This window comes from Streptococcus suis (assembly GCF_046032535.1).
Taxonomy (GTDB): domain Bacteria; phylum Bacillota; class Bacilli; order Lactobacillales; family Streptococcaceae; genus Streptococcus; species Streptococcus suis_AK.
Window position 1 is genome coordinate 1 of the sequence record NZ_JARQPL010000028.1, and the last position, 20,559, is coordinate 20,559.

21 protein-coding genes are annotated in these 20,559 nt (G+C 42.2%); 1 reads left to right on the forward strand and 20 read right to left on the reverse strand.

Features of this window, described 5'->3' with window-relative positions; translation table 11 throughout:
* Window positions 1-99: 99 nt before the first annotated feature.
* The 8 genes from rpsR to P7J58_RS08575 all read right to left on the reverse strand — a co-directional run bounded on the left by rpsR (window position 100) and on the right by P7J58_RS08575 (window position 8,313).
* Complete coding sequence (gene rpsR, locus P7J58_RS08540) at window positions 100-339, reverse strand: 30S ribosomal protein S18 (RefSeq protein ID WP_002939250.1); 240 nt, start codon at window positions 337-339, stop codon at window positions 100-102.
* Window positions 340-371: 32 nt separating this feature from the next.
* On the reverse strand, window positions 372-866 hold the full coding sequence (locus tag P7J58_RS08545; RefSeq protein WP_002942409.1) for a single-stranded DNA-binding protein: 495 nt from the start codon (window positions 864-866) through the stop codon (window positions 372-374).
* An 11-nt stretch (window positions 867-877) separates the two neighbouring features.
* Window positions 878-1,168: a 30S ribosomal protein S6 gene (rpsF, locus tag P7J58_RS08550; RefSeq protein WP_002942403.1), complete on the reverse strand. Its 291-nt coding sequence runs from the start codon at window positions 1,166-1,168 to the stop codon at window positions 878-880.
* A gap of 171 nt (window positions 1,169-1,339) precedes the next feature.
* Window positions 1,340-2,329 (reverse strand): lipoate--protein ligase, encoded by a 990-nt coding sequence (locus P7J58_RS08555; RefSeq protein ID WP_044764880.1) that lies wholly within the window; start codon window positions 2,327-2,329, stop codon window positions 1,340-1,342.
* 100 nt (window positions 2,330-2,429) lie between these two features.
* Window positions 2,430-4,190: a dihydrolipoyl dehydrogenase gene (lpdA, locus tag P7J58_RS08560; protein ID WP_024409530.1), complete on the reverse strand. Its 1,761-nt coding sequence runs from the start codon at window positions 4,188-4,190 to the stop codon at window positions 2,430-2,432.
* 275 nt (window positions 4,191-4,465) lie between these two features.
* The gene (locus P7J58_RS08565; RefSeq protein ID WP_408556130.1) at window positions 4,466-5,854 is read right to left on the reverse strand and encodes a dihydrolipoamide acetyltransferase; all 1,389 of its coding nucleotides are present in this window, start codon (window positions 5,852-5,854) and stop codon (window positions 4,466-4,468) included.
* Between the two features lie 217 nt (window positions 5,855-6,071).
* On the reverse strand, window positions 6,072-7,067 hold the full coding sequence (locus P7J58_RS08570) for an alpha-ketoacid dehydrogenase subunit beta (protein ID WP_014638601.1): 996 nt from the start codon (window positions 7,065-7,067) through the stop codon (window positions 6,072-6,074).
* Between the two features lie 277 nt (window positions 7,068-7,344).
* The gene (locus P7J58_RS08575; RefSeq protein ID WP_024379494.1) at window positions 7,345-8,313 is read right to left on the reverse strand and encodes a thiamine pyrophosphate-dependent dehydrogenase E1 component subunit alpha; all 969 of its coding nucleotides are present in this window, start codon (window positions 8,311-8,313) and stop codon (window positions 7,345-7,347) included.
* Between the two features lie 231 nt (window positions 8,314-8,544).
* Here P7J58_RS08575 and P7J58_RS08580 point away from each other — a divergent pair, with 231 nt between their 5' ends.
* Complete coding sequence (locus P7J58_RS08580; RefSeq protein ID WP_105146600.1) at window positions 8,545-9,204, forward strand: trimeric intracellular cation channel family protein; 660 nt, start codon at window positions 8,545-8,547, stop codon at window positions 9,202-9,204.
* Window positions 9,205-9,242: 38 nt separating this feature from the next.
* On the opposite strand, the gene P7J58_RS08585 is transcribed toward P7J58_RS08580, so the two are convergent.
* The 12 genes from P7J58_RS08585 to P7J58_RS08640 form a co-directional block, all read right to left on the reverse strand.
* Window positions 9,243-10,394, reverse strand: coding sequence for a carbohydrate-binding domain-containing protein (locus tag P7J58_RS08585; protein ID WP_408556131.1), 1,152 nt, complete (start codon window positions 10,392-10,394; stop codon window positions 9,243-9,245).
* Between the two features lie 168 nt (window positions 10,395-10,562).
* A complete protein-coding gene (locus P7J58_RS08590; RefSeq protein ID WP_408556132.1) occupies window positions 10,563-11,234 on the reverse strand; it encodes a colicin lysis protein in 672 nt (223 codons plus the stop codon).
* A 125-nt stretch (window positions 11,235-11,359) separates the two neighbouring features.
* The gene (gene rbfA, locus P7J58_RS08595; protein ID WP_002942382.1) at window positions 11,360-11,713 is read right to left on the reverse strand and encodes a 30S ribosome-binding factor RbfA; all 354 of its coding nucleotides are present in this window, start codon (window positions 11,711-11,713) and stop codon (window positions 11,360-11,362) included.
* Between the two features lie 155 nt (window positions 11,714-11,868).
* On the reverse strand, window positions 11,869-14,676 hold the full coding sequence (gene infB / locus P7J58_RS08600; protein ID WP_408556133.1) for a translation initiation factor IF-2: 2,808 nt from the start codon (window positions 14,674-14,676) through the stop codon (window positions 11,869-11,871).
* A 17-nt stretch (window positions 14,677-14,693) separates the two neighbouring features.
* Complete coding sequence (locus P7J58_RS08605; protein WP_002942377.1) at window positions 14,694-15,002, reverse strand: YlxQ-related RNA-binding protein; 309 nt, start codon at window positions 15,000-15,002, stop codon at window positions 14,694-14,696.
* Window positions 14,989-15,285, reverse strand: coding sequence for an RNase P modulator RnpM (gene rnpM / locus P7J58_RS08610; RefSeq protein WP_002942375.1), 297 nt, complete (start codon window positions 15,283-15,285; stop codon window positions 14,989-14,991). The genes P7J58_RS08605 and rnpM overlap by 14 nt, the downstream gene beginning before the upstream one ends.
* A 16-nt stretch (window positions 15,286-15,301) precedes the next feature.
* On the reverse strand, window positions 15,302-16,444 hold the full coding sequence (gene nusA, locus P7J58_RS08615; protein WP_029173489.1) for a transcription termination factor NusA: 1,143 nt from the start codon (window positions 16,442-16,444) through the stop codon (window positions 15,302-15,304).
* Window positions 16,445-16,517: 73 nt separating this feature from the next.
* Entirely contained in the window at window positions 16,518-16,988 is a 471-nt protein-coding gene (gene rimP, locus P7J58_RS08620; RefSeq protein WP_002942369.1) for a ribosome maturation factor RimP, read from the reverse strand.
* Between the two features lie 258 nt (window positions 16,989-17,246).
* A complete protein-coding gene (gene trmB, locus P7J58_RS08625) occupies window positions 17,247-17,885 on the reverse strand; it encodes a tRNA (guanosine(46)-N7)-methyltransferase TrmB (protein WP_408556134.1) in 639 nt (212 codons plus the stop codon).
* Window positions 17,882-18,676: a cell cycle regulator CcrZ gene (gene ccrZ / locus P7J58_RS08630; RefSeq protein ID WP_002942360.1), complete on the reverse strand. Its 795-nt coding sequence runs from the start codon at window positions 18,674-18,676 to the stop codon at window positions 17,882-17,884. Before ccrZ ends, trmB begins: the two co-directional genes overlap by 4 nt.
* A gap of 49 nt (window positions 18,677-18,725) precedes the next feature.
* Window positions 18,726-19,766 (reverse strand): ABC transporter permease, encoded by a 1,041-nt coding sequence (locus P7J58_RS08635; protein ID WP_408556135.1) that lies wholly within the window; start codon window positions 19,764-19,766, stop codon window positions 18,726-18,728.
* Window positions 19,763-20,497, reverse strand: coding sequence for an ABC transporter ATP-binding protein (locus P7J58_RS08640; RefSeq protein WP_002942356.1), 735 nt, complete (start codon window positions 20,495-20,497; stop codon window positions 19,763-19,765). The genes P7J58_RS08635 and P7J58_RS08640 overlap by 4 nt, the downstream gene beginning before the upstream one ends.
* Between the last annotated feature and the right edge of the window lie 62 nt (window positions 20,498-20,559).

Below are 20,559 nucleotides of genomic sequence, written 5' to 3' on the forward strand. Positions count from 1 at the left end.
TTTCTTATATTATACTCCTAAATACGAAGAAAAGCCCTTAGAAAATCAATTCTAAGGACTTTGTCTTCAGTCTGAAAATGACCCGTTGGGGTCATTTTTTTAATCTTCGTTTACGAATGGTAGCAATGCCATTACGCGAGCACGTTTGATAGCTGTTGTTACTTTACGTTGGTTTTTAGCTGAAGTTCCAGTTACACGACGTGGAAGGATTTTTCCACGTTCAGAAATGAAACGGCTAAGAAGCTCAGTATCTTTGTAATCAACATATTCAATTTTGTTAGCTGCGATATAGTCAACTTTTTTACGGCGTTTGAAACCGCCACGACGTTGTTGAGCCATGTGTGTTCTCCTTTATATTATTATTTTCAGACCTAGAATGGTAGGTCATCGTCTGATATGTCCATTGGATTGCTTGCTCCAAATGGACTTTCTTCTCGAGCGAAGTTTGGTGTAGATTGTGCAGGTGCTTGATATGGTGAGTTATAGTCATTTCCTCCAGCAAACGAGTTGCCAGCTGAATAGCCTCCACCTTGACCTTCACGGGCAGTACGGCTTTCCAAGAGTTGGAAACTTTCTGCAACTACCTCAGTAACGTAGACACGCTGCCCTTGCTGATTGTCATAGCTACGAGTCTGGATACGACCTGTAACACCAATCAGAGCACCTTTCTTAGCCCAATTCGCCAAATTCTCAGCTTGTTGACGCCAAATGACTACGTTGATAAAGTCCGCTTCACGCTCACCGTTTTGATTTTTAAAATTGCGGTTAACCGCCAAAGTAAAAGTCGCAACAGCTTGATTAGACGGAGTATAACGAAGTTCTGCATCACGGGTCATACGACCAACCAATACTACATTATTAATCATACAACACCTTCTTACGCGTCAAGTTTGACAATCATGTGACGAAGAATGTCGCCGTTGATTTTTGACAAACGGTCAAACTCTTTAAGAGCTTCATCGTTGTTAGCTTCAACGTTAACGATGTGGTACAAACCTTCGCGGAAATCTTTGATTTCGTATGCAAGGCGACGTTTTTCCCATGCTTTTGATTCAACGATAGTTGCACCGTTGTCAGTCAAGATAGAGTCAAAGCGTGCTACCAAAGCGTTTTTAGCTTCTTCTTCAATGTTTGGACGAATAATATAAAGAATTTCGTATTTAGCCATTGATATGTTCCTCCTTTTGGTCTAATGACTCATGGTCTAGCCACGAGTAAGTGAGGGATACTCACAGAAAATAATTATACCATAATATAGAAAATGTGCAAGTGAAAACAGTTTGCCGAAAACATTTTCACAAAAAATAAAGACTGCCCAAACAAAGGGCAGCCCTATGGATTAAGCTACAATCGCTTTTGCTACTTCTTCTGTTGTCATGCGTGAGAAATAGTGCGTGGTGTCGATTTCTTGCAATTTGGTAAGAACATCTGCATACTCGTAGCGAGTACCGACCAACAAGTCTTCAATGTCCGATACATCACCAATTCCGAAGAAATCTCCGTAAATCTTGATAGATTCGATGACTGATTTTTCAGCCTTGATGTAGGTTGTGATTTTACCAGCCGGGTAACGAACGCTACGCTCCACAGTGTATTCTGGTGTTTGACCGTAGGTCCAATCCCAAGTCGCAAACTGGGTATCACGGATTTCTTGGATACGAGCCAAATCATCTTCTGACAAGACATACTCATCCATGTCTGGGTATTCTTGCTTCATCTGGTTGAGAATGGCATCCTTGAACTCCAAGACTGTCATCTTCTCTGGCAATTCGTTGTTAATGTTGGTCACACGGGCACGGACTGACTTGACACCCTTGGATTCAATCTTGTCCTTGCTGACCTTGAGGGCACTTGCGAGGACTGACATATCCACATCAAAGAGCAAGCAACCGTGGTGCATCATGCGACCTTTGGCGTAGGCTTGCGCATTACCACAGATTTTCTTGCCGTCGATTTCCAGGTCATTACGGCCGGTGAAATTGGCCTCTACACCCAGCGTGGCAAGGGTATCAATGACAGGCTTGGAGAAGGTTTTGAAGTCAAAAGCTCCCTCGTCTGCCTTATTTGAGATAATGGTGTAGTTGAGGTTGTTGAGGTCATGATAGACAGCGCCACCACCTGACAGACGGCGAACAACATGGATGCCCTTTTCGTCTGTGAATTCCTTGTTGATTTCTTCAATGGCATTCTGGTGCTTACCGATAATGATGGCAGGCTCATTAATCCAGAGAATAAAAATTTCGTCAATATCTGTTAATTCCTTGAAAGCGTAGGCTTCGAGGGCAATGTTGTAAGCTGGGTCGTTGCTGTTGTTTACGATGTATTTCATGCGAAACTCCTTTATTGTTAACTAATTTTTATTATAGTGGAAACGATAACAAAAGACAAGCCCCAAGACTTGTCTTTCTATTGTATTTTAGACGCTCTTATTATTTACGTTTTGGTGGGTTGTGAATCGCCACTCCAAGCACATCAAGGAAGGCTTCATACATAACCTCTGAGAAGGTTGGGTGACCGTGGATTGATGCTGCCACGTCATCAACTGTCAACTCAGATTCCATGATAGTTGCTGCTTCGTTGATCATTTCAGCTGCAACTGGACCGATGATGTGAACACCAAGGATTTCATGGTATTTCTTCTCAGCGATAACTTTTACAAAACCATGTGCTTCGTTAGAAGCGATTGCACGACCATTACCAGTGAAGCTGTTGCGACCGATAAGGATGTTTTCTTTACCGTATTTCTCGATAGCTTGGTCTTCTGTCAAACCAACCATAGCGATTTCTGGGTGTGTGTAAACCGCTGCAGGTGTGAAGTCCAATTTAGCCTTGTGGTGGTTGCCGTGGATCGCATTTTCAGCTGCCACTTCACCCATACGGTAAGCAGCGTGTGCCAACATCTTAGTACCGTTTACATCACCTGGTGCGTAGATACCTGGGATAGATGTTTCTTGGTATTCGTTGACCTTGATACGACCGCGGTCCAATTCAAGGTTAAGATTTTCAAGACCAGCCAATTGTGGTACACGACCGATTGAAAGGAGGGCTTTTTCAGAAACGATTTCTGAGCCGTCATTCAACTTGATTGTCAATTGGTTGTTGGCTTCGACGATTTCAGATACACCAACTGAGGTCAAGAATTTCATACCTTTCTTAGAAAGGACTTTTTGCAATTCAACAGACACTTCGCGGTCCATACCTGGAATGATACGGTCTGCCATCTCAACAACTGTTACTTCTGTTCCGTATGATGCGTAAACCAAACCAAGTTCTACTCCGACTACGCCACCACCCATAACAGTAAGTGACTTAGGAATTTCACGCAAGTCAAGAATATCATCAGAAGTCAATACCAACTTAGAATCGATACCTGGGATGTTGATGCGTGATACTTTCGAACCTGTTGCAAGAACGATGCTGCGACCTTTGATAACCTTGTCGCCGATAACAACAGTCTTGTCAGGGTTTACTTGACCAAGACCGTTGAAGATTGTTACCTTGTTAGCTTTCAAGAGACCTTGAACGCCACCAGTCAATGTCTTCACAACCTTGTTCTTGAAGTCAACTGTCTTGTCCATATCAACTGTGTAGTTGGTTGAAGCAAGGTTGATACCACGCTCAGCCGCAATCTTCAAGCCGTCAAGGATTTCAGCATTTTTGAGGTAGGTCTTAGTTGGGATACAACCCTTGTTCAAGCAAGTACCACCGAATTCTGATTTCTCAACGATAGCGATTTTACCGCCTAATTGAGCACCGCGAATGGCAGCGTAGTAACCAGCAGGACCACCACCGACAACAACCATGTCATATTCGTCTGCCGCCAATTCAGCCTTAGGAGCTTGTGGAGCTGCTGCAGGAGCTACAGGCACTTCCAAACCAGCTGCTTTCAAGTCGGCAGTTGCTTGTGCAACCTCAGCTGGAGCAGGTGCAGCACCCACTTCAACTGTTTCACCTTCTGCACCAAGGTAAGCAATGACTTCTGTTACAGGAACAGTTGCACCGTTACCGTGAACGATTTTCAAAAGAACACCTGATTCTTCCGCTTCCAATTCCATGCTTGTCTTGTCTGACATCATCTCCAAGATAACATCGCCTTCGTTGACAAAATCACCCTCTTGTTTTTTCCACTCGATGATTTCGCCTTCTTGCATATCTACACCAAGTTTCGGCATAATAATTTCAATTGCCATAATTATGATACAAAGAGCGAAGAGAAAGCGACTGAAAAATTAGGAAATCGTAGAAAATCCTGATTTTCTAAACGATTTATCTATTTTTCCGAGCTTTCCGCTCGGGTTCAATTGCTAAAACTCTCTCGCTCTTATTCCCTTTCTTTATTTTTTCTCTTTACCAAATTGAGCACAGGCTAAAAAACTATTGAAAAAGATAAATCGCCTCGTGCCTCAAGGCACATCGTTGATTTCCTATTTTCATACGGTTTTCTTAACGCCTTTTGCATCTTATCTCAGATCAACAATTCCAATGGGTTTTCCAGCAAGTTCTTCAAGTCAACCATGAACTTAGCACCATTCATACCATCAATGATACGGTGGTCGATGGTCAAGCAGAGTGCCATGATTGGACGGATTTTGATTTCACCATCAATAACTACTGGAGTTTGAACAGTTGCTGCTACACCAAGGATTGCTGAGTTTGGTTGATTGATAATTGGGTTAAAGGTTTTAGTACCAAACATACCCAAGTTGGTGATAGAGAAGGTTGATCCTGACATTTCAGCCCCCTTCAATTTACCAGATTGTGCCTTCTTGATGACATCTTTCGAAGCCACCACAAAGTCAGACAAGCTCATCTTATCTGCGCCGTGAACAACTGGAACCACCAAGCCATCATCTAGACCTACTGCGATACCAAGGTTGACAAACTTGTGTAACTCGATTTCTTGTGCATCGTTAATCAAAGATGCGTTCATGTAACGGTGTTCTTCTTTCATCAAAGTACGAACAACCGCAAGACCGATCAAGTCTGTAAAGGTTACTTTCAAACCAGTCTTGTTCATGATTGGCTCAAGGACTTGCTTACGAAGTGCCATGAGGTTAGTCATGTCAATATCGTAGTTAAGCGTAAAGGTTGGAGCCGTCAAGTAAGAGTTGACCATACCTTTTGAAATCGCCTTACGCATTGGGCTCATCTTGATGATTTCAACACCTTCTGGCAATTCTTTAGCTGGTTTCTCTTCAGCTTTCGGTGCTGGAGCAGCAGTTTCTACAGCTGCAGGAGCAAGTACTGCAAGAACGTCGTTCTTGACAATCTTACCGTTGACACCTGAACCAGTAAGAGTTGATAAGTCAACACCTTGATCTGCTGCGATACGAGCTGCAAGCGGTGTTGCCTTAGGAGCTGCACCCTTGAAGTCTTCGACGTCAACCTTGTGGACACGACCGTTAGCACCTGTTCCTGGAACAAGACCCAAGTCGATTCCAAGCTCACGCGCCAATTTACGTGCTGCTGGAGTCGCACGAACCTTGCCACCACCTTGTGGTTTGGCAGCAGTTGCAGGAGCAACGATTACTGGCGTACGACCTGCAGGTACTTCTTCAATAGCCGCTGCTGGTTCAACAGCCGGAGCAGATGAAGCGCCGGCTTCAACCGTCTCACCTTCTGCACCGATGTAGGCAATAACTTCTGTTACAGGAACGGTAGCACCGTTTCCGTGAACAATTTTCAATAGGACGCCTGACTCTTCTGCTTCCAGCTCCATGCTGGTCTTGTCAGACATCATTTCCAAGATGACGTCGCCTTCGTTGACGAAATCGCCCTCTTGTTTTTTCCACTCGATGATTTCACCTTCTTGCATGTCCACACCGAGCTTAGGCATAATGATTTCAATAGCCATTATTAAGATACCAAGTCCGAACAGAAAACGATTGAAAAATAGAAAATCCTCATTTTCGTAGCGAATTATCTTTTTTCCGAGTTTTCCGGACGGGTTCAATTCCTTTCTTTCAGTTTCTTACGTAACCAATAAACCAGACCGTTGTATCAAGTCGAGTCAAATTCTGGTTACACTCTTTCAAACAGGGCTAGGACGGTTGCCCGTCCTTTCATGATTCTTAACCCTTGTTTACTTGCTTATAAATTGCCGCTTTGATTTTCTCTACGTTTGGCAATACTGCGTTTTCAAGAATGTTTGCGTAAGGAACTGGTACATCGTCTGAAGCGATACGGATGATTGGTGCATCCAAGTAGTCAAAGGCTTCGCTTTCTGTGATGATTGATGCGATTTCACCGATGAAACCACCTGTTTTATAAGCATCGTTAACCAAGATAACCTTACCAGTTTTCTTCACAGATTCGATGATCAATTCTTTATCCAATGGGATAAGGGTACGTGGGTCAACTACTTCTACGCTGATGCCTTCTGCAGCTACTTCTTCAGCTGCTTTCAAGGCACGCTCCAACATACGACCGTATGAAATGATGGTTACATCTGTACCTTCACGTTTGATTTCACCCTTACCAAGTGGAATGTAGAAATCTGGGTCCAAGTTAACTTCTTCTTTTTTACCATAAAGAGCTTTTGGCTCCAAGAAGATAACTGGGTTGTTATCAAGGATAGATGATTTCAAAAGACCTTTTGCATCGTTAGCTGTTCCTGGTGCAACCACCTTGATACCTGGAATGTGGGTCAACCAAGCTTCAAGAGATTGTGAGTGCTGTGCCGCTGAACCGATACCTGAACCTGAAGCCACACGGAAGGTTACAGGAGTTTTCAAACCACCACCAAACATGTAGTTGGTTTTGGCAGCCTGGTTAACAATCGCATCAAGGGCAATTGTTACGAAGTCCATGAAAGTCAAGTCAACGATTGGACGAAGACCTGTTTGAGCTGCACCAACTGCAGAACCAGCGATTGCCGCCTCAGAGATAGGCGTGTCGCGAACGCGTTTTGGACCAAATTCGTCCAACATACCAACAGATGTACCGAAGTCACCGCCGTAGATACCAACGTCTTCACCCATCAAGAATACTTTTTCATCCTTACGCATTTCTTCGCTTTGAGCCAAGTTAATCGCTTCACGCAAGGCCATTACTTTTGTTTCAGCCATTTTTTACTCCTAATTTATATCAATTTATCTTTACTGTAACAAGTAAAATATAGAAAACAATCAATTACTTCATTGTAATCAAGCGTCATAGCTACTCGAGCTACCCTAGTTTGACTTGCTTCTTTAGAACTTAGTCAAACTGATTACGTTACTTACGACACGGAGACTATTCAGCCGATATTGCTGAATAGGCGAAGTTAGTGAGGTAAGTAGGTAGTCCACCATAGTGGCTACCGTAGTTTGACTTGCTCTTTAGAGCTTAGTCAAACTTCTTACGTTAGTCTACAAACACATCCTCATATGCTACTGAGATGTCTGGATCTGGGCTTTCTTGTGCGAATTTCACAGATGCTTCTACTTGTTCTGCCACTTGTGCTTCAATAGCATCCAATTCTTCGTCTGTCGCAATCTTGTTCTCTGTCAAGTATTTGCGGTATTTCTTAAGTGGGTCTTTTGCTTTCCACTCGTTAACTTCTTCTTTGGTACGGTAAACACCTGCGTCGGCAGTTGAGTGACCAAACCAGCGGTACGATTCAACTTCGACCATGGCAGGACCATTTCCTGCACGAACGTACTCGATGACTTCTTGCATTTTTTCATAAACGGCAATAACGTCGTTACCATCCTCAACATAGTGACCTGGAATACCGTATGCTGCTGCACGTTGGTAGAGGTGAGGAATCTTAGTCGAATAAGAAATGTCAGTTGAAATACCGTAACGGTTGTTGGTAATGAAGAAGATAACTGGCAAATTCCAAACAGCTGCCAAGTTCATTGATTCGTGGAAGGAACCTTCGTTAGTAGCTGAATCACCTGAGAAGGCAATAACGATATTATCTGTACCGAGGTATTGTTGCGTAAGGGCCGCACCCACCGCAAGGGCATAACCACCACCTACGATACCGTTTGAACCAAAGTTTCCTTTTTCCACGTTTGCCAAGTGCATCGAACCACCACGGCCTTTAGATGTACCTGTTGCCTTACCAGCAAGCTCAGCCATCATACCGTTGATATCAATACCTTTTGCAATAACGTGACCGTGACCACGGTGGTGTGAGAAGATGATGTCCTCATCTGTCAATCCAGCAATAGGTCCAACAGCCGCAGCTTCTTCACCGACTGAGAAGTGAGTCATACCTTGTACGAAACCGCGACGCACTAATTTGTTTAATTTCATATCAACATCACGGATTTGTTGCATTTTTAGGAACATATCCAAATGTTGTTCTTTTGAGATAGATACCATAATTTCCTCCAAAGGTTTTTCTCTTTCTGTACTATGATAGACCAATATTTCACAAATGGCAAGTAATTGAACCGTTTTCTTTTTACAGAAATTTTCGTGAAAACCTTGATTTAGTGCGTTTTTTCACAAATCCTCAAAAGATTCACTTTACTTGTTTGAAACTTTTTTCACAAACTTTAAATAAGCTTGCACGCCGTCTTTCTTTCTGTTAATATAGGTACGGAGGTTCTTATGGAATTCGATTTATTTCTTATGATTTGTAACTACATAGGCACTATTGCATTTGCTGTTTCGGGGGCCGTAAAAGGATTTAAGAAAAAGTTAGATATTTTTGGAATTAGCTTGCTCGGTATCATTACCGCCGTTGGTGGGGGAATTATTCGAGATACGATGGCCAATCGCATTCCTGCCGCCTTGACTGATCCTACAGCCATCTATTTATCTCTCGGAGTAGCGATTAGCATGTACTTGATTGTTATCAATCTAAAGCAGGACAAACCACTTGATATGAAGATGATTCATTTCCTTTCCCAGACAAACCTTATCTTTGATGCAATCGGTCTAGCCATCTTCGCCCTCATTGGAGCCAGTACTGGCATCTCTCTCCAGCTAAACGCTCTAACCAGTGGTATTCTGGCAGCTTTAACAGGTGTCGGAGGCGGAATCGCCCGTGATTTACTCGTCAATGAAACACCCATTGTTCTTAAAGAAGATGTCTATGCTGTCCTTGCATTTTTCTCAGGAGTCCTCTATCATCTTTGCGTTGTAAATTGGAAATTACCACAAATTCCAACTTTCATCACTATTTTTACCATTTCTTTAATCATTCGACTATTGGTAATTAAATACAAAATCAATCTTCCCAACATGGAAAGCAAACGAAAGGTCTGAGTTCGTCAACACAGACCTTTTTGTATTATTATTATTGATTACCAGCCACCGCGACCGCCAGGTCCTGTCGCCGTGATTTGAGTAATCTGCTCACCATTAACTGTCACAGTACCTCCTGTCAATTCAGCAGTACCGTCAAAGTCAAAGGCTGATGTTGGTGCTGTTACAGCAATAGTCCCCCCAGAAATGTAGAGATTACCATTGGCATCAAAGGCATCTGTATCCCCACTACCAACCGCAACTTTCAAGTCACCACCAGTTACCTTGATATAGATATCAGATGAAGTTGTACTTGACGCGTTGATGGCATCATCTGAACCATAGACATCAATTGTACCACCGTTGATAGTGATATTAGTTCCTTCCAAGGCTTCTACTGATTCTGGAACAGCAATCGTACCTCCATCAATTGTCAGTGCCGTTTCTGCCTTAATAGCATCATCGCCTGCCTTCACAGTGATATCACCACCTGTGATAGTTGTATAACCTTTGGTAGTATCTGTATCATTTGTAGACTTGATACCATCACCACCTGCCGTTACATTGATTGTACCACCATTGATTGTCAATGAATCCTTACCACGGATACCATCATCCACTGCAGTGACGGTAATGTTTCCTGAATTCACGACAAGGTCATCTGTCGATACGATGCCGTCTTGGAAGTTGCCTTCAACGGTCAGGCTACCATTACCAGTGATGGTCAAATCAGCTTCAACATGGATAGCCCCTTCAATATTGGTGTCTGTATGATTGCTGGTATCTTTCACTGTATTCGTCGTACCATCTTTGATTTCCAATTCAACATTGTCTGCCTTAATCACATTGATAGCCGCGTTATCAGAACTTGAAATCTCAGCACCTGCTAGAATGATGCGAACATTGGCATCTGTTTCAACCGTTACACCAGCTGTTGTTGAACCAGTCAAAATATAGGTTCCACCCTCAGTAATTTTCAAGCCATCATTTGAAAGCGTCACTTCTGTCGTTGGAAGGGCTGACCAGTCAATAGTTGACGAGCTTGAATCTGATGAAGTGCTATTATTTGAAGTTGTCGCTACACTTGTCTGACTAGTTGCTGCTGAGCTTGAAGTAGTCGTTGAACTTGAAGTAGATGAACATGCTGCTAAGACACCAAGGCTCATAAGAGTAACACCAGAGTAAAGTAATTTTTTAAGATTTGTTTTCATAATGTAGATTCCTTTTCTTTCTTTAGGAAGTCGTATCCCTTCCTGATATGCTCCTAGTTTACCTTTCCTTCCTAAAAGAAAGATTAAAGATTACCAAAAGAAAACTTAAAGTTCTTAGAAACTACAAAAGGCCGGGAAACCCAGCCGAGGAATAATCATTGATAAAATCTATAGCTTAACCCAATGCAAGCTTTTCAACTCAAGCAAGGGAGAAGTTTCAGGATTGGTATCTGATTCAGAAATCCGTTTTAAACCTGGAATCATCGCATTGTATTGATAAATGCGAAAAATACCAGCTCCTTCAAATAAGTATGTTCCATCCTGTAAAGGACGAAGTAGGGCGTTCGGTCCAATTTCAAATCCAAGATTGCGGAAATTATCCACCAAACGTAGACTCTCTTCGGCAAGCTGAGTATAGAGGTCAATTAAGACATATTCTCCCGACTTGTCCAAAGCTAGAAGCAGCTCCTCTGTACCATCATGGTTGACATCATACAAACTATAAAATATTCCACTGTATTCTTGCCCCTGGCTAGTTAATAAGCTCAGATAGCTACTGACCTCATCCTGATTGATTGCCTCAGCAGGCTGCCCCATATTCGCTTGATAACGATCAATAACTGATTGGTATACTTCACTTAGCTCAGGAGTGGTCACTGAGGATGCTTGCGTCTCGGAGCTAGATGCTATTGTTGACGCTTGCTGCAAACTAGAACCATCTGAAACTTGGCTTGAAGCACTAGAACTAGAACTCTCACCACCTTTTACCTGATTAGACTGACAAGCAGCTAATAGTACTACCGTGGACACTAACAGCAGTTTACTAATAAATGTTTTCATAACTTCCTCCTGTGCTCTATCTTTGGTCTTAGTATAACATCTTTCCGAGGGCTTGTAAACGCCACCATATTTGGACAAAGCATCCGAACCAGAAAAAGCCGAATGTTTCCATCCGACTTTTGTTGTTAATCTTTCTGATCAAGAGCACGCAACATTTGGTCAATTTTATTGCCGTACTCAATTGATTGGTCTTTTTCAAAGACCAAATCCGGAATTTTATAAAGAGTTAACTTACGACCAAGTTCTCTCTTAATGGTTCCCGTCGCTTTTTCAAGACCCGTTTGTGCTTTTTGATTATCGGATGCCAAATTACTCATGATTGTGTAGTAAACCTTGGCCATTGACAAATCGCCGACCATCTGAACATCTGTAATGGTCACTCCCTGCACACGTGGATCACGAACTTTCTTTTGCAAAATCTCATTGACTTCGCGCTTGATTTCCATCCCGACACGGTCTGTACGAAAATGATTCGCCATATTCTTTCCTTTCTTAGATGATAGAAAAGCTGAGTTTCCCCAGCTTGAATAATCCAAGTAGATTAAAAACTATTGCTTTAAAACCTACTAAAATCTATTAAATTGTCACTTCCTCGACAAAATCACTTGTCTATGACTTTGACAGTGAGAAAATATTATTTTTTGATTTCTTCCATGATGTAAGCTTCAATGGTATCATCAACTTTCAAGTCATTGTAGTTCTCAATCATCAAACCACCCTCTTGGGCATTACCAACTTCTTTCACGTCATCTTTATAGCGTTTCAAACTAGCTAGTTTACCATCAAATACTACAACACCATCACGGATAACTCGAACACTTGAATCACGGGTAACCTTACCACGTACGACCATGAAACCACCGATCGTTCCAACTTTGGATACCTTGAAGGTTTCACGAATGATTGCCTCACCAATGATTTTTTCTTCATATTCTGGATCAAGCATACCTTTCATGGCATCTTCCATCTCTTCAATAACCTTGTAAATGATGCTGTGAAGACGTACTTCAACATCATCTGCTTCAGCTTGGTTACGCGCTTCAGCTGTTGGACGAACGTTGAAACCAATCACAAGAGCATTTGAAGCTTCCGCAAGAGTAATATCTGATTCATTGATAGCACCAACTGCGGAGTGGACGATATTGACACGTACTCCCTCGACTTCAATCTTTTGAAGCGATGATGCAAGAGCTTCAACTGAACCTTGTACGTCGGCCTTGATAATCACATTAACTGACTTAACCTCACCTGCTTTAAGGGTATCAAAGAGATTTTCAAGACTAACTCGTTGCGTTGCTTGACGCTGTTTAAGAAGAGCACGTTTAGCACGTTCTTCACCGGCAGCACGCGCAGATTTTTCATCTTCATAGACCGCAAAATGATCACCAGCCATCGGTGTTTCGTTCAAACCAGTAATCGAAACCGGTGTAGATGGTCCAGCCACCTTGACACGACGACCTAAGTCATTGGTCATAGCCCGAACACGTCCGAAGGTATTACCGACAACGATTGGGTCTTGAACATTAAGTGTCCCTTGTTGAACGAGGAGGGTTGCAACCGCACCTTTCCCTTTATCCAAATGCGCTTCGATAACTGTACCAATCGCACGAACAGTTGGGTCTGCCTTCAGTTCTTGGATTTCAGCAACCAAAAGAACAGTTTCCAACAATTCATCAATGTTTTGGTTAAACTTAGCTGAGATTTCTACAAATTCAGATTCTCCACCCCAAGCGGTTGAGATAACACCGTGCTCAGCCAATTCACCGATGACACGCTCTGGGTTTGCACCTGGCTTGTCAATCTTGTTGATAGCTACAATGATTGGCACATTAGCGGCTTTTGAGTGGTTGATAGCCTCAATCGTTTGTGGCATGACACCATCATCTGCTGCAACGACTAGGATGGTCAAATCGGTAACAGATGCACCACGTGCACGCATAGAAGTAAAGGCCGCGTGTCCTGGAGTATCCAAGAAGGTAATTTTCTTACCAGCTTCCTCAATTTGGTAGGCACCGATATGCTGTGTGATACCACCAGCTTCCCCAGTAGCAACACGAGAATTACGTAGGGTATCCAACAAGGTTGTTTTACCATGGTCAACGTGTCCCATGATAGTCACAACAGGTGGGCGTTCTGTCATCTCTTCTTCATTGAGGTAACCCTCTTCTACGAAGAAACGCTCAATATCTGCGTTATCGACCTCTACCTTTTCTTTCGCTTCAATACCATAATCAACCATGAGGAGTTCGATAGTATCTCCATCCAAAGATTGGTTTTGAGTCGCCATAACTCCCATAAGGAAGAGTTTTTTCACAATTTCAGCAGGTTCACGTTTGATTCGTTTTGCAATTTCTGCGACGGTCATGCCAGCAGTATATTCAAATTCAGTTGGCAATTCGTGGAACTTGCGTTCTGTGACAGGTTTGGCAGGTTGGTTTGCCTTGCCTTTTTTATTTTTCTTATTGTTATTCCAGTTACTTGTTCTTTGATTTCTCACTTGATTTTGACTATTTCGATTTCTTTGTTGTTTCCGTGGACCATCTTCTTCGTCACCATTAAAGTCACGTTTTTTATCTGGTCGAGCTTGTTTCTTACGACGGGTATCTACAGTAGTTTCTGCAACTTGCTCTGGTACCGATGCAACAGGTGCAGGCTTCACAAATGGTTTGCTTTCCACAACCGGTTCTTCAAACTTAATTTCTTTTGGCTTCTTAGGTTGCTTTTTAGCTTCCTGAGCCTGACGAAAACGTTCTTCACTGGTACGAGCATACTCCGCATTTTGTTCTGCTTTCAAAGCAGCAGCACGCGCTTTGAAGTCAATTTTAGGTCCTGCTGGTTTTGCAGCCGCTCTTTGTTCAAAGCGAGCTGACTGACCTGAACGGTTATCACGATTATCGCGACGGTCCCCAAAACGATTGTCCTTTCGTTTATCTGAACCCTGTTCACGTCTATTATCGCGGCGATCATTTCGCTCATTGTTTGAACGTCCCTGACCTTGTTGACGGTTGTCACGACGGTCCTGACCAGATTTAGCTTGACCACCTTTTCCTTGACCCTGAGCTCGCTTAGCAGCCTGCTCTTTGGCCCGTGCTTCACGCTCTGCCTTAAAGTTTCGACTCTGTGGACGATGTGGAGCTGATTGTACCGCACTTGCCGCAACTTCTTCTTTTACTACTGGCTGTGTTTCCTTAGCTTTTTCTACCTTAGCTGTTTCCACTTTTGGAGTTTCATCAACCTTCTCAGGCTTGCTAACTTTTGCCGCAACTTTAGTTGCCTCTGATTTTTGTCCCCCAAAGCTTTCTGCAAGACGTTTAGCACTTGCTTCATCTACGCTTGAAGCATGACTTTTGACTTCAAAACCCAATTCTTGAGCCTTAGCAACAACTTCCTTACTGCTTACGCCTAATTCACGGGCTATTTCATTCAATCTCTTCTTAGACAATGCCTTGTCCTCCTGTTCTATTCCATAATAGACCTCATCTTCTTTGTAAATCCAGCGTCTGTCACTGCAAGAACTTTTCTAGCCTTGCCGACAGCTGCACTCAATTCCAGTGTTGAAAACACTGTTACAACTTCTACTTGATAGGTATGACTTTTATCTGTTACTTTTTTACTTAAATTTCCAGCAGCATCTTCGGCTAAAAACACCAACTTTGCCTGCCCTTTTTGAATAGCTTCAACAACCAGGTCCTCACCCGAAACCAGGCGACCAGCTCGCTGGGCTAAACCTAATAAATTTAAGATTTTCTGTCTCTTATTCGAGTCCAAGTTCTCTCCTCTTGATCTTATGATCAACATAGGCAATTAATTCATCGTAAAATTCTTCGGCCACTTCCATACTAAAGGAACGATCGAAGACACGACGTTTCTTAGCTTGGCTTGCCTCATCATTGTCAAGCTTGATGTAAGCTCCACGACCATTTGCCTTGCCTGTTGGATCGATAAATACTTGACCTTCTTTATTTTTTACAATACGGAGCAAATCCCGCTTGTCGATGATTTCACCGGACACCACAGACTTGCGCAAGGGTATTTTTCTAGCTTTTGCCATGGTTGCTCCTTTTGCCTTATTCTTGTTCTTCTGCGACTTCTTCTACAACTTCGTCTGTTGCATATTGAGTTGCTTCAAAAGCTTCATACTCCGATGCTGACTTGATGTCGATACGGAATCCTGTCAAATGCGCTGCCAAACGAACGTTTTGGCCACGACGACCAATTGCCAATGACAACTTATCATCTGGTACAACGACTGTAGCATGTTTCCCATCTTCCGTGTCAAACAATACTTGGTCAACCTCAGCAGGTGCAAGGGCATTGTAGATAAATTCCGCTTCATCTGCTACCCACTCGATAACGTCAATATTTTCCTCAGTAGGAATCATACGGTCATTCTTAGCATCATAACGAGCTGGATGGAATTTGCTAGTGATTTTCTTAATATTTGAACCACCACGACCAACGATAGTACCAATAGCATCTACGTTTGGATTATGGCTACGAACAGCCACTTTCGTACGATCTCCAGCTTCACGGGCAACACTCATGATTTCAACTGTTCCATCGTATACTTCTGGAATTTCCTGTTCCATGAGACGTTTGATCATTTCTGGATGGCTACGGCTGACAAATACGTTCACCCCACGACCATTGTCTTCTACCTTGTAGACATAGACTTCGATGCGATCATGAGATTGGAAAACCTCACCAGGAATTTGGTCTTGTTTTGACAATTGTGCTTCAATCGTACCAAGGTTGACATAGATAAAGCGATTATCAAAACGCTCTACCGTACCTGACATAATCTCATTTTCATGTTGCTTGTAGGTATTGAAGGTAATGGCACGCTTTTGTTTGCGCATTTTTTCCATGATGGTCTGCTTAGCTGATTGGGCTGCTACACGACCAAATTCCGCTGGATCTTCTGGGAATTTAATTTTGTCACCCATTTCATAAGCTGATGAAATAGCCAAGGCATCTTTTAGACTAATTTCTAGTCGGCTATCAAATACTTCATCTACTACTTCACGAACAGTAAATACATGGAAATCGCCTTTTTTCTCGTCAAATTCGATCACTGCTGATTCTGATTGACCATAACGGCGTTTATAAGCTGAACGAAGCGACTCTGTAACTGCATCAATGATATCCGCTTTGTTAATACCCATGTCTTCCTCTAAAATACGGAAGGCTTCTAGCATTTCTTTACTCATGTTGTTTTCCTTTTGCGCTCAAAAGGTCCTTTCTTAAAGTCTAATATCTTTATAAAATACTCATGAAAGAGCATTATAACTTAACAGCCAAACGGGCCTTAGCCACCGTCTGGTAAGGAATAGTCACTTCCTTCTTACGAGTTTTATCCATATACTCCATAATCAGGTCTGTTCCATCAAAGGAGAGCAACGTTCCTTCAAAAACCTTGATTTTATCAATTGCCTGATAGAGCTTGACATGGATGTACTTTCCAACCGCCTTCTCAACAGCATCTGCCGTTTTTAAAGGACGCTCCAAACCTGGACTTGTTACCTCCAGCATGTATTGGTCTGGAAATGGGTCTGGCTTGATAGTGTCCAAAATCGGACTGATCTTTTCGGATAAATCTGCCGTATCTTGAAGGGAAATTCCACCCTCCTTATCGACAAAAATCGATAGGACATAGTCACCGCCCATTTTACCATATTCCACATCCACCAACTCGTAAGGAGTTTGAATAGCGGGGGTAATTGCTGCTGTGACCAATTCAATAATTGATGACATAAACACCTCCTATTTTTACAGTCGCTAGAAATACATTACTCAAATAGTTCGCACTATCCAGGACTCTCTATTTCCTTTGACAGTAAACTCCCTTGTACTATCCTTCATTTCTATATACAGAAATCCGTGTACAGGGAAAGGGTTGACTGACGCCAACCCCTTTTCTCATTATTCACTTACACTATTCTATCATATCTATCCCTATTTGTAAAGGAAAAAGGTCTCTGTTAGACCTCTCCTCATTTTCCACTAAGGGAATTATTGAAACTGTGCTTCCACACGATAGATGACTTGACCCTTGTTTGAGAATTTCTCCTCATACTCTGTCATAACGTTACCTTCCAAACCATCCGCATGCAAATCTAGCCAAACTTGCTTCAAGACCATGCCATATTGAGAAAAACTAGCCAGACTATACTCAAACAAACCACGGTTATCCGTCTTGAAATGAATTTCCCCATTTTCAGGTAGAATTTCCTTATAGGTATCCAAGAAGGACTTGTAGGTCAATCTACGTTTTTCATGGCGTTTCTTAGGCCATGGATCAGAAAAATTCAGATAGAGTTGATCAATCTCCGCAGGTGCAAAATAGTTGGTCAAACTCGAACCATCCACCTGCAATAATTTTATATTTGGCAAGCCAGCTTCAAGCACACGGTCCAAGGCATAGCTTAACACGGTCATCTGAATATCAATACCAATATAGTTAATATCTGGATTTTGCGCAGCCATACCAGTGACAAAGCGACCTTTACCAGAACCAACTTCTATGTGGATAGGATTATTGTTTCCAAAAATCTCTGCCCATTTCCCCTTACATTCCTCTGGATTGGAGATAACATACTGGGGATTGTTTGCTAGAAGCTCACTCGCTCCCTTACGATTTCTAACTCTCATACTTCCTTATAGAAACTCTGACGGAATTGCCGTAGAGCATAAATTTCTTTATTTGCAGCCAAAACATTGTAGCTTTCTACATGCTTAGCTATTTGGTTTAGATAGCCAAGCTGGCCATACCAATAAACCTTATTTAATACTGTGCTGTTATATTTGTAGCCATAAGCCCGAAGCCACTCTTCCCAGGACTGACGAGGAATATAATGCGTCAAAATATAGGCAACATCCAACATCCGATCCGTTACACAAGCGGTCTCCCAATCTGTCAAATACACCAAACCAGACGTCGTTTCTACCCAGTTACTATGATGCAAATCTCCGTGAACAAATGTTGCCACCTCTTGACGGAATCTTGGTAGATTATTCAATAAATCTTGACAGATAGATTGCAGATAAGAATTCTGTCCCAATCTAGTTGGCGCCTCTTTTTGCCAACGATAAACCAAATCCTGAGGTTCCATATAGGTATAATTCATCTGCAAAGCCTGATTGAGCAAAATGCGAGAATAGTGCATTCTCACCAGTATTTGACGAATCTGTTTACTAGTCATATCTTGACGCTCCAAGGTACGACCATTCAACCACTCCTGCTCTACACGATGCCCCATTCCTACTTCACGATTTGCTGACAAAACGGGTGGTGTAATTTGCTCACGCGCAAGAGCAGACACTATCGGAGGCATCTCATACTTCACAAAGACTGGCGTTCCGTCTGACCGTAGGCCTTTAAACGCTTTGCCACTATTTCCTGCAATAGACTGTAATTGTAGCCCACTGGTATCAAACTGCATGCCTTTCCTCCTTTAAAAATTCCTTACTATTTTACTAATTTTCGTCTATTTAGTCAATCAATTTTTTTAATTTTAGAGGCAAATATATTTCATGCAAGAAAATCCCCACGAGAAGTAAGACGACTACCATCGCATTCTCTTTAGAAAATAGCAGAGCAAAGCCCAATTCCACCAGTAATAGACTATATAAAATCACTCTAAGCAAATTCTGAAGACCGATTTTCTTGGAATCTTTCTCCAAAGGATACAGTTGTGTTATATATTGATAATCATAATGCTTGTAAAGCCCCAACAACTGGAAGACAAGCAAATAATGAAAGACTAAAACTAAGCCGATGGATAACCACGATTCTTCAATGGCAAATAAGGACAAAATCGCCAACAACAGTAGACGTATCGTCAAGCCCAAGTAGTCTCCTGAACGCAAGAAAGCCCGTAAGTAGAGATAAAACCAAGTCTGTCTCGACTTGACAAGACGCAAGATTCCATTGAGATAGCTTCTCGGTTTAACAGTCGTACTGATTCCTTTAACCGTCGTAAATAAGGCAAAGAAACGTAAAATAGACTGTTTCCTTTTTTGTTCATCTTGAATAGCCTTAGACCAATCCAATACTCCCTGTGACTGATAAGCCACTAATTGGCGCTTGACAAAAAGACATTTTAAAACCAACAAAGTAAGAAGACCAGCTACAATCATCCACACCGGTAAACCTAGTTTCAAATAGATTGGTAACAAAACAAGCTGAACCACCACCTGTATAGAGGACCAAAACAAGACCGTGCGTCTGGCTGCAACCTCGAGTCCTTGCAGAATGTCTTTTTCCTTGGTCAATAGGAAGATTTGATCAGCTTCTTCTAGATAGGTCGCAATTCTTCCGGACACTAGTACCAGTAGACTGATTGCAATAACCACAAAAACAATCGGCAACGGATTCTCAGGGAATGACAACAATAATTGACGGTATTGCAAACTCAAAAAGCCTAGTAAAACCATGAGAACCAAAACTAAATGGTCATTCAGAACATAGCGCAGATACTTGGAACAACGATTTAAAAAATCTAGTCGGCGTTGTTGAAACAATTCTTTCATCCAGCCACTCCTTCTTGCGTCAAGGCCAGATAAATTTCGTTCAGACTTGCACCATCCATACCAAATGCGCTTTGTAGCTCCTCCAAATTTCCAGTTGCACGGACCTGTCCCTGATGTAAAATCACAAAAGAGTCGCACATTTTCTCAGCTGAGTCAAGAACGTGAGTGGACATGAGGATTGAAGTGCCCTTAGATTTTTCTTCCTCCAAAAGAGCGATTAAATCAGAGATAGCCACAGGGTCTAATCCCAGAAAAGGCTCATCAACAATCAACAGACTCGGCTCCACCATAAAAGCACAAATAATCATGACCTTCTGCTTCATTCCCTTTGAAAAATTGACAGGAAACCAGTCCAATTTCTCATCCAAGCGAAACAGTTTTAACAAGTGCTCAACACGTCCCCAAGCTTGCTCCCAGGATAAATCATAGGCCATTGCTACCACTTCCAAGTGCTCTTTGAGGGTTAGTTCTTCATACAAACTTGGTGTTTCAGGGATAAACCCAATCTTCTTCCGGTAGTTTTCAGCCCCTTGTAGCAAAGTTAGGCCGTCAATTGCAATCTGTCCCTGATAGGGGGTCAAAAGACCGATAATTTCCTTAATAGTCGTTGATTTCCCTGCACCATTTAAACCAATTAGACCAACTAATTGACCATCCTCAACGGTAAAAGATACATCTTTCAAAACTGGGATATTGACATATCCCCCAGTTACATTTTTTACTTCTAACATACATTTCTTCCTACAATTTGATATAATTATTATAACAAAAATCCTAGAAAGAGGTTGCCATT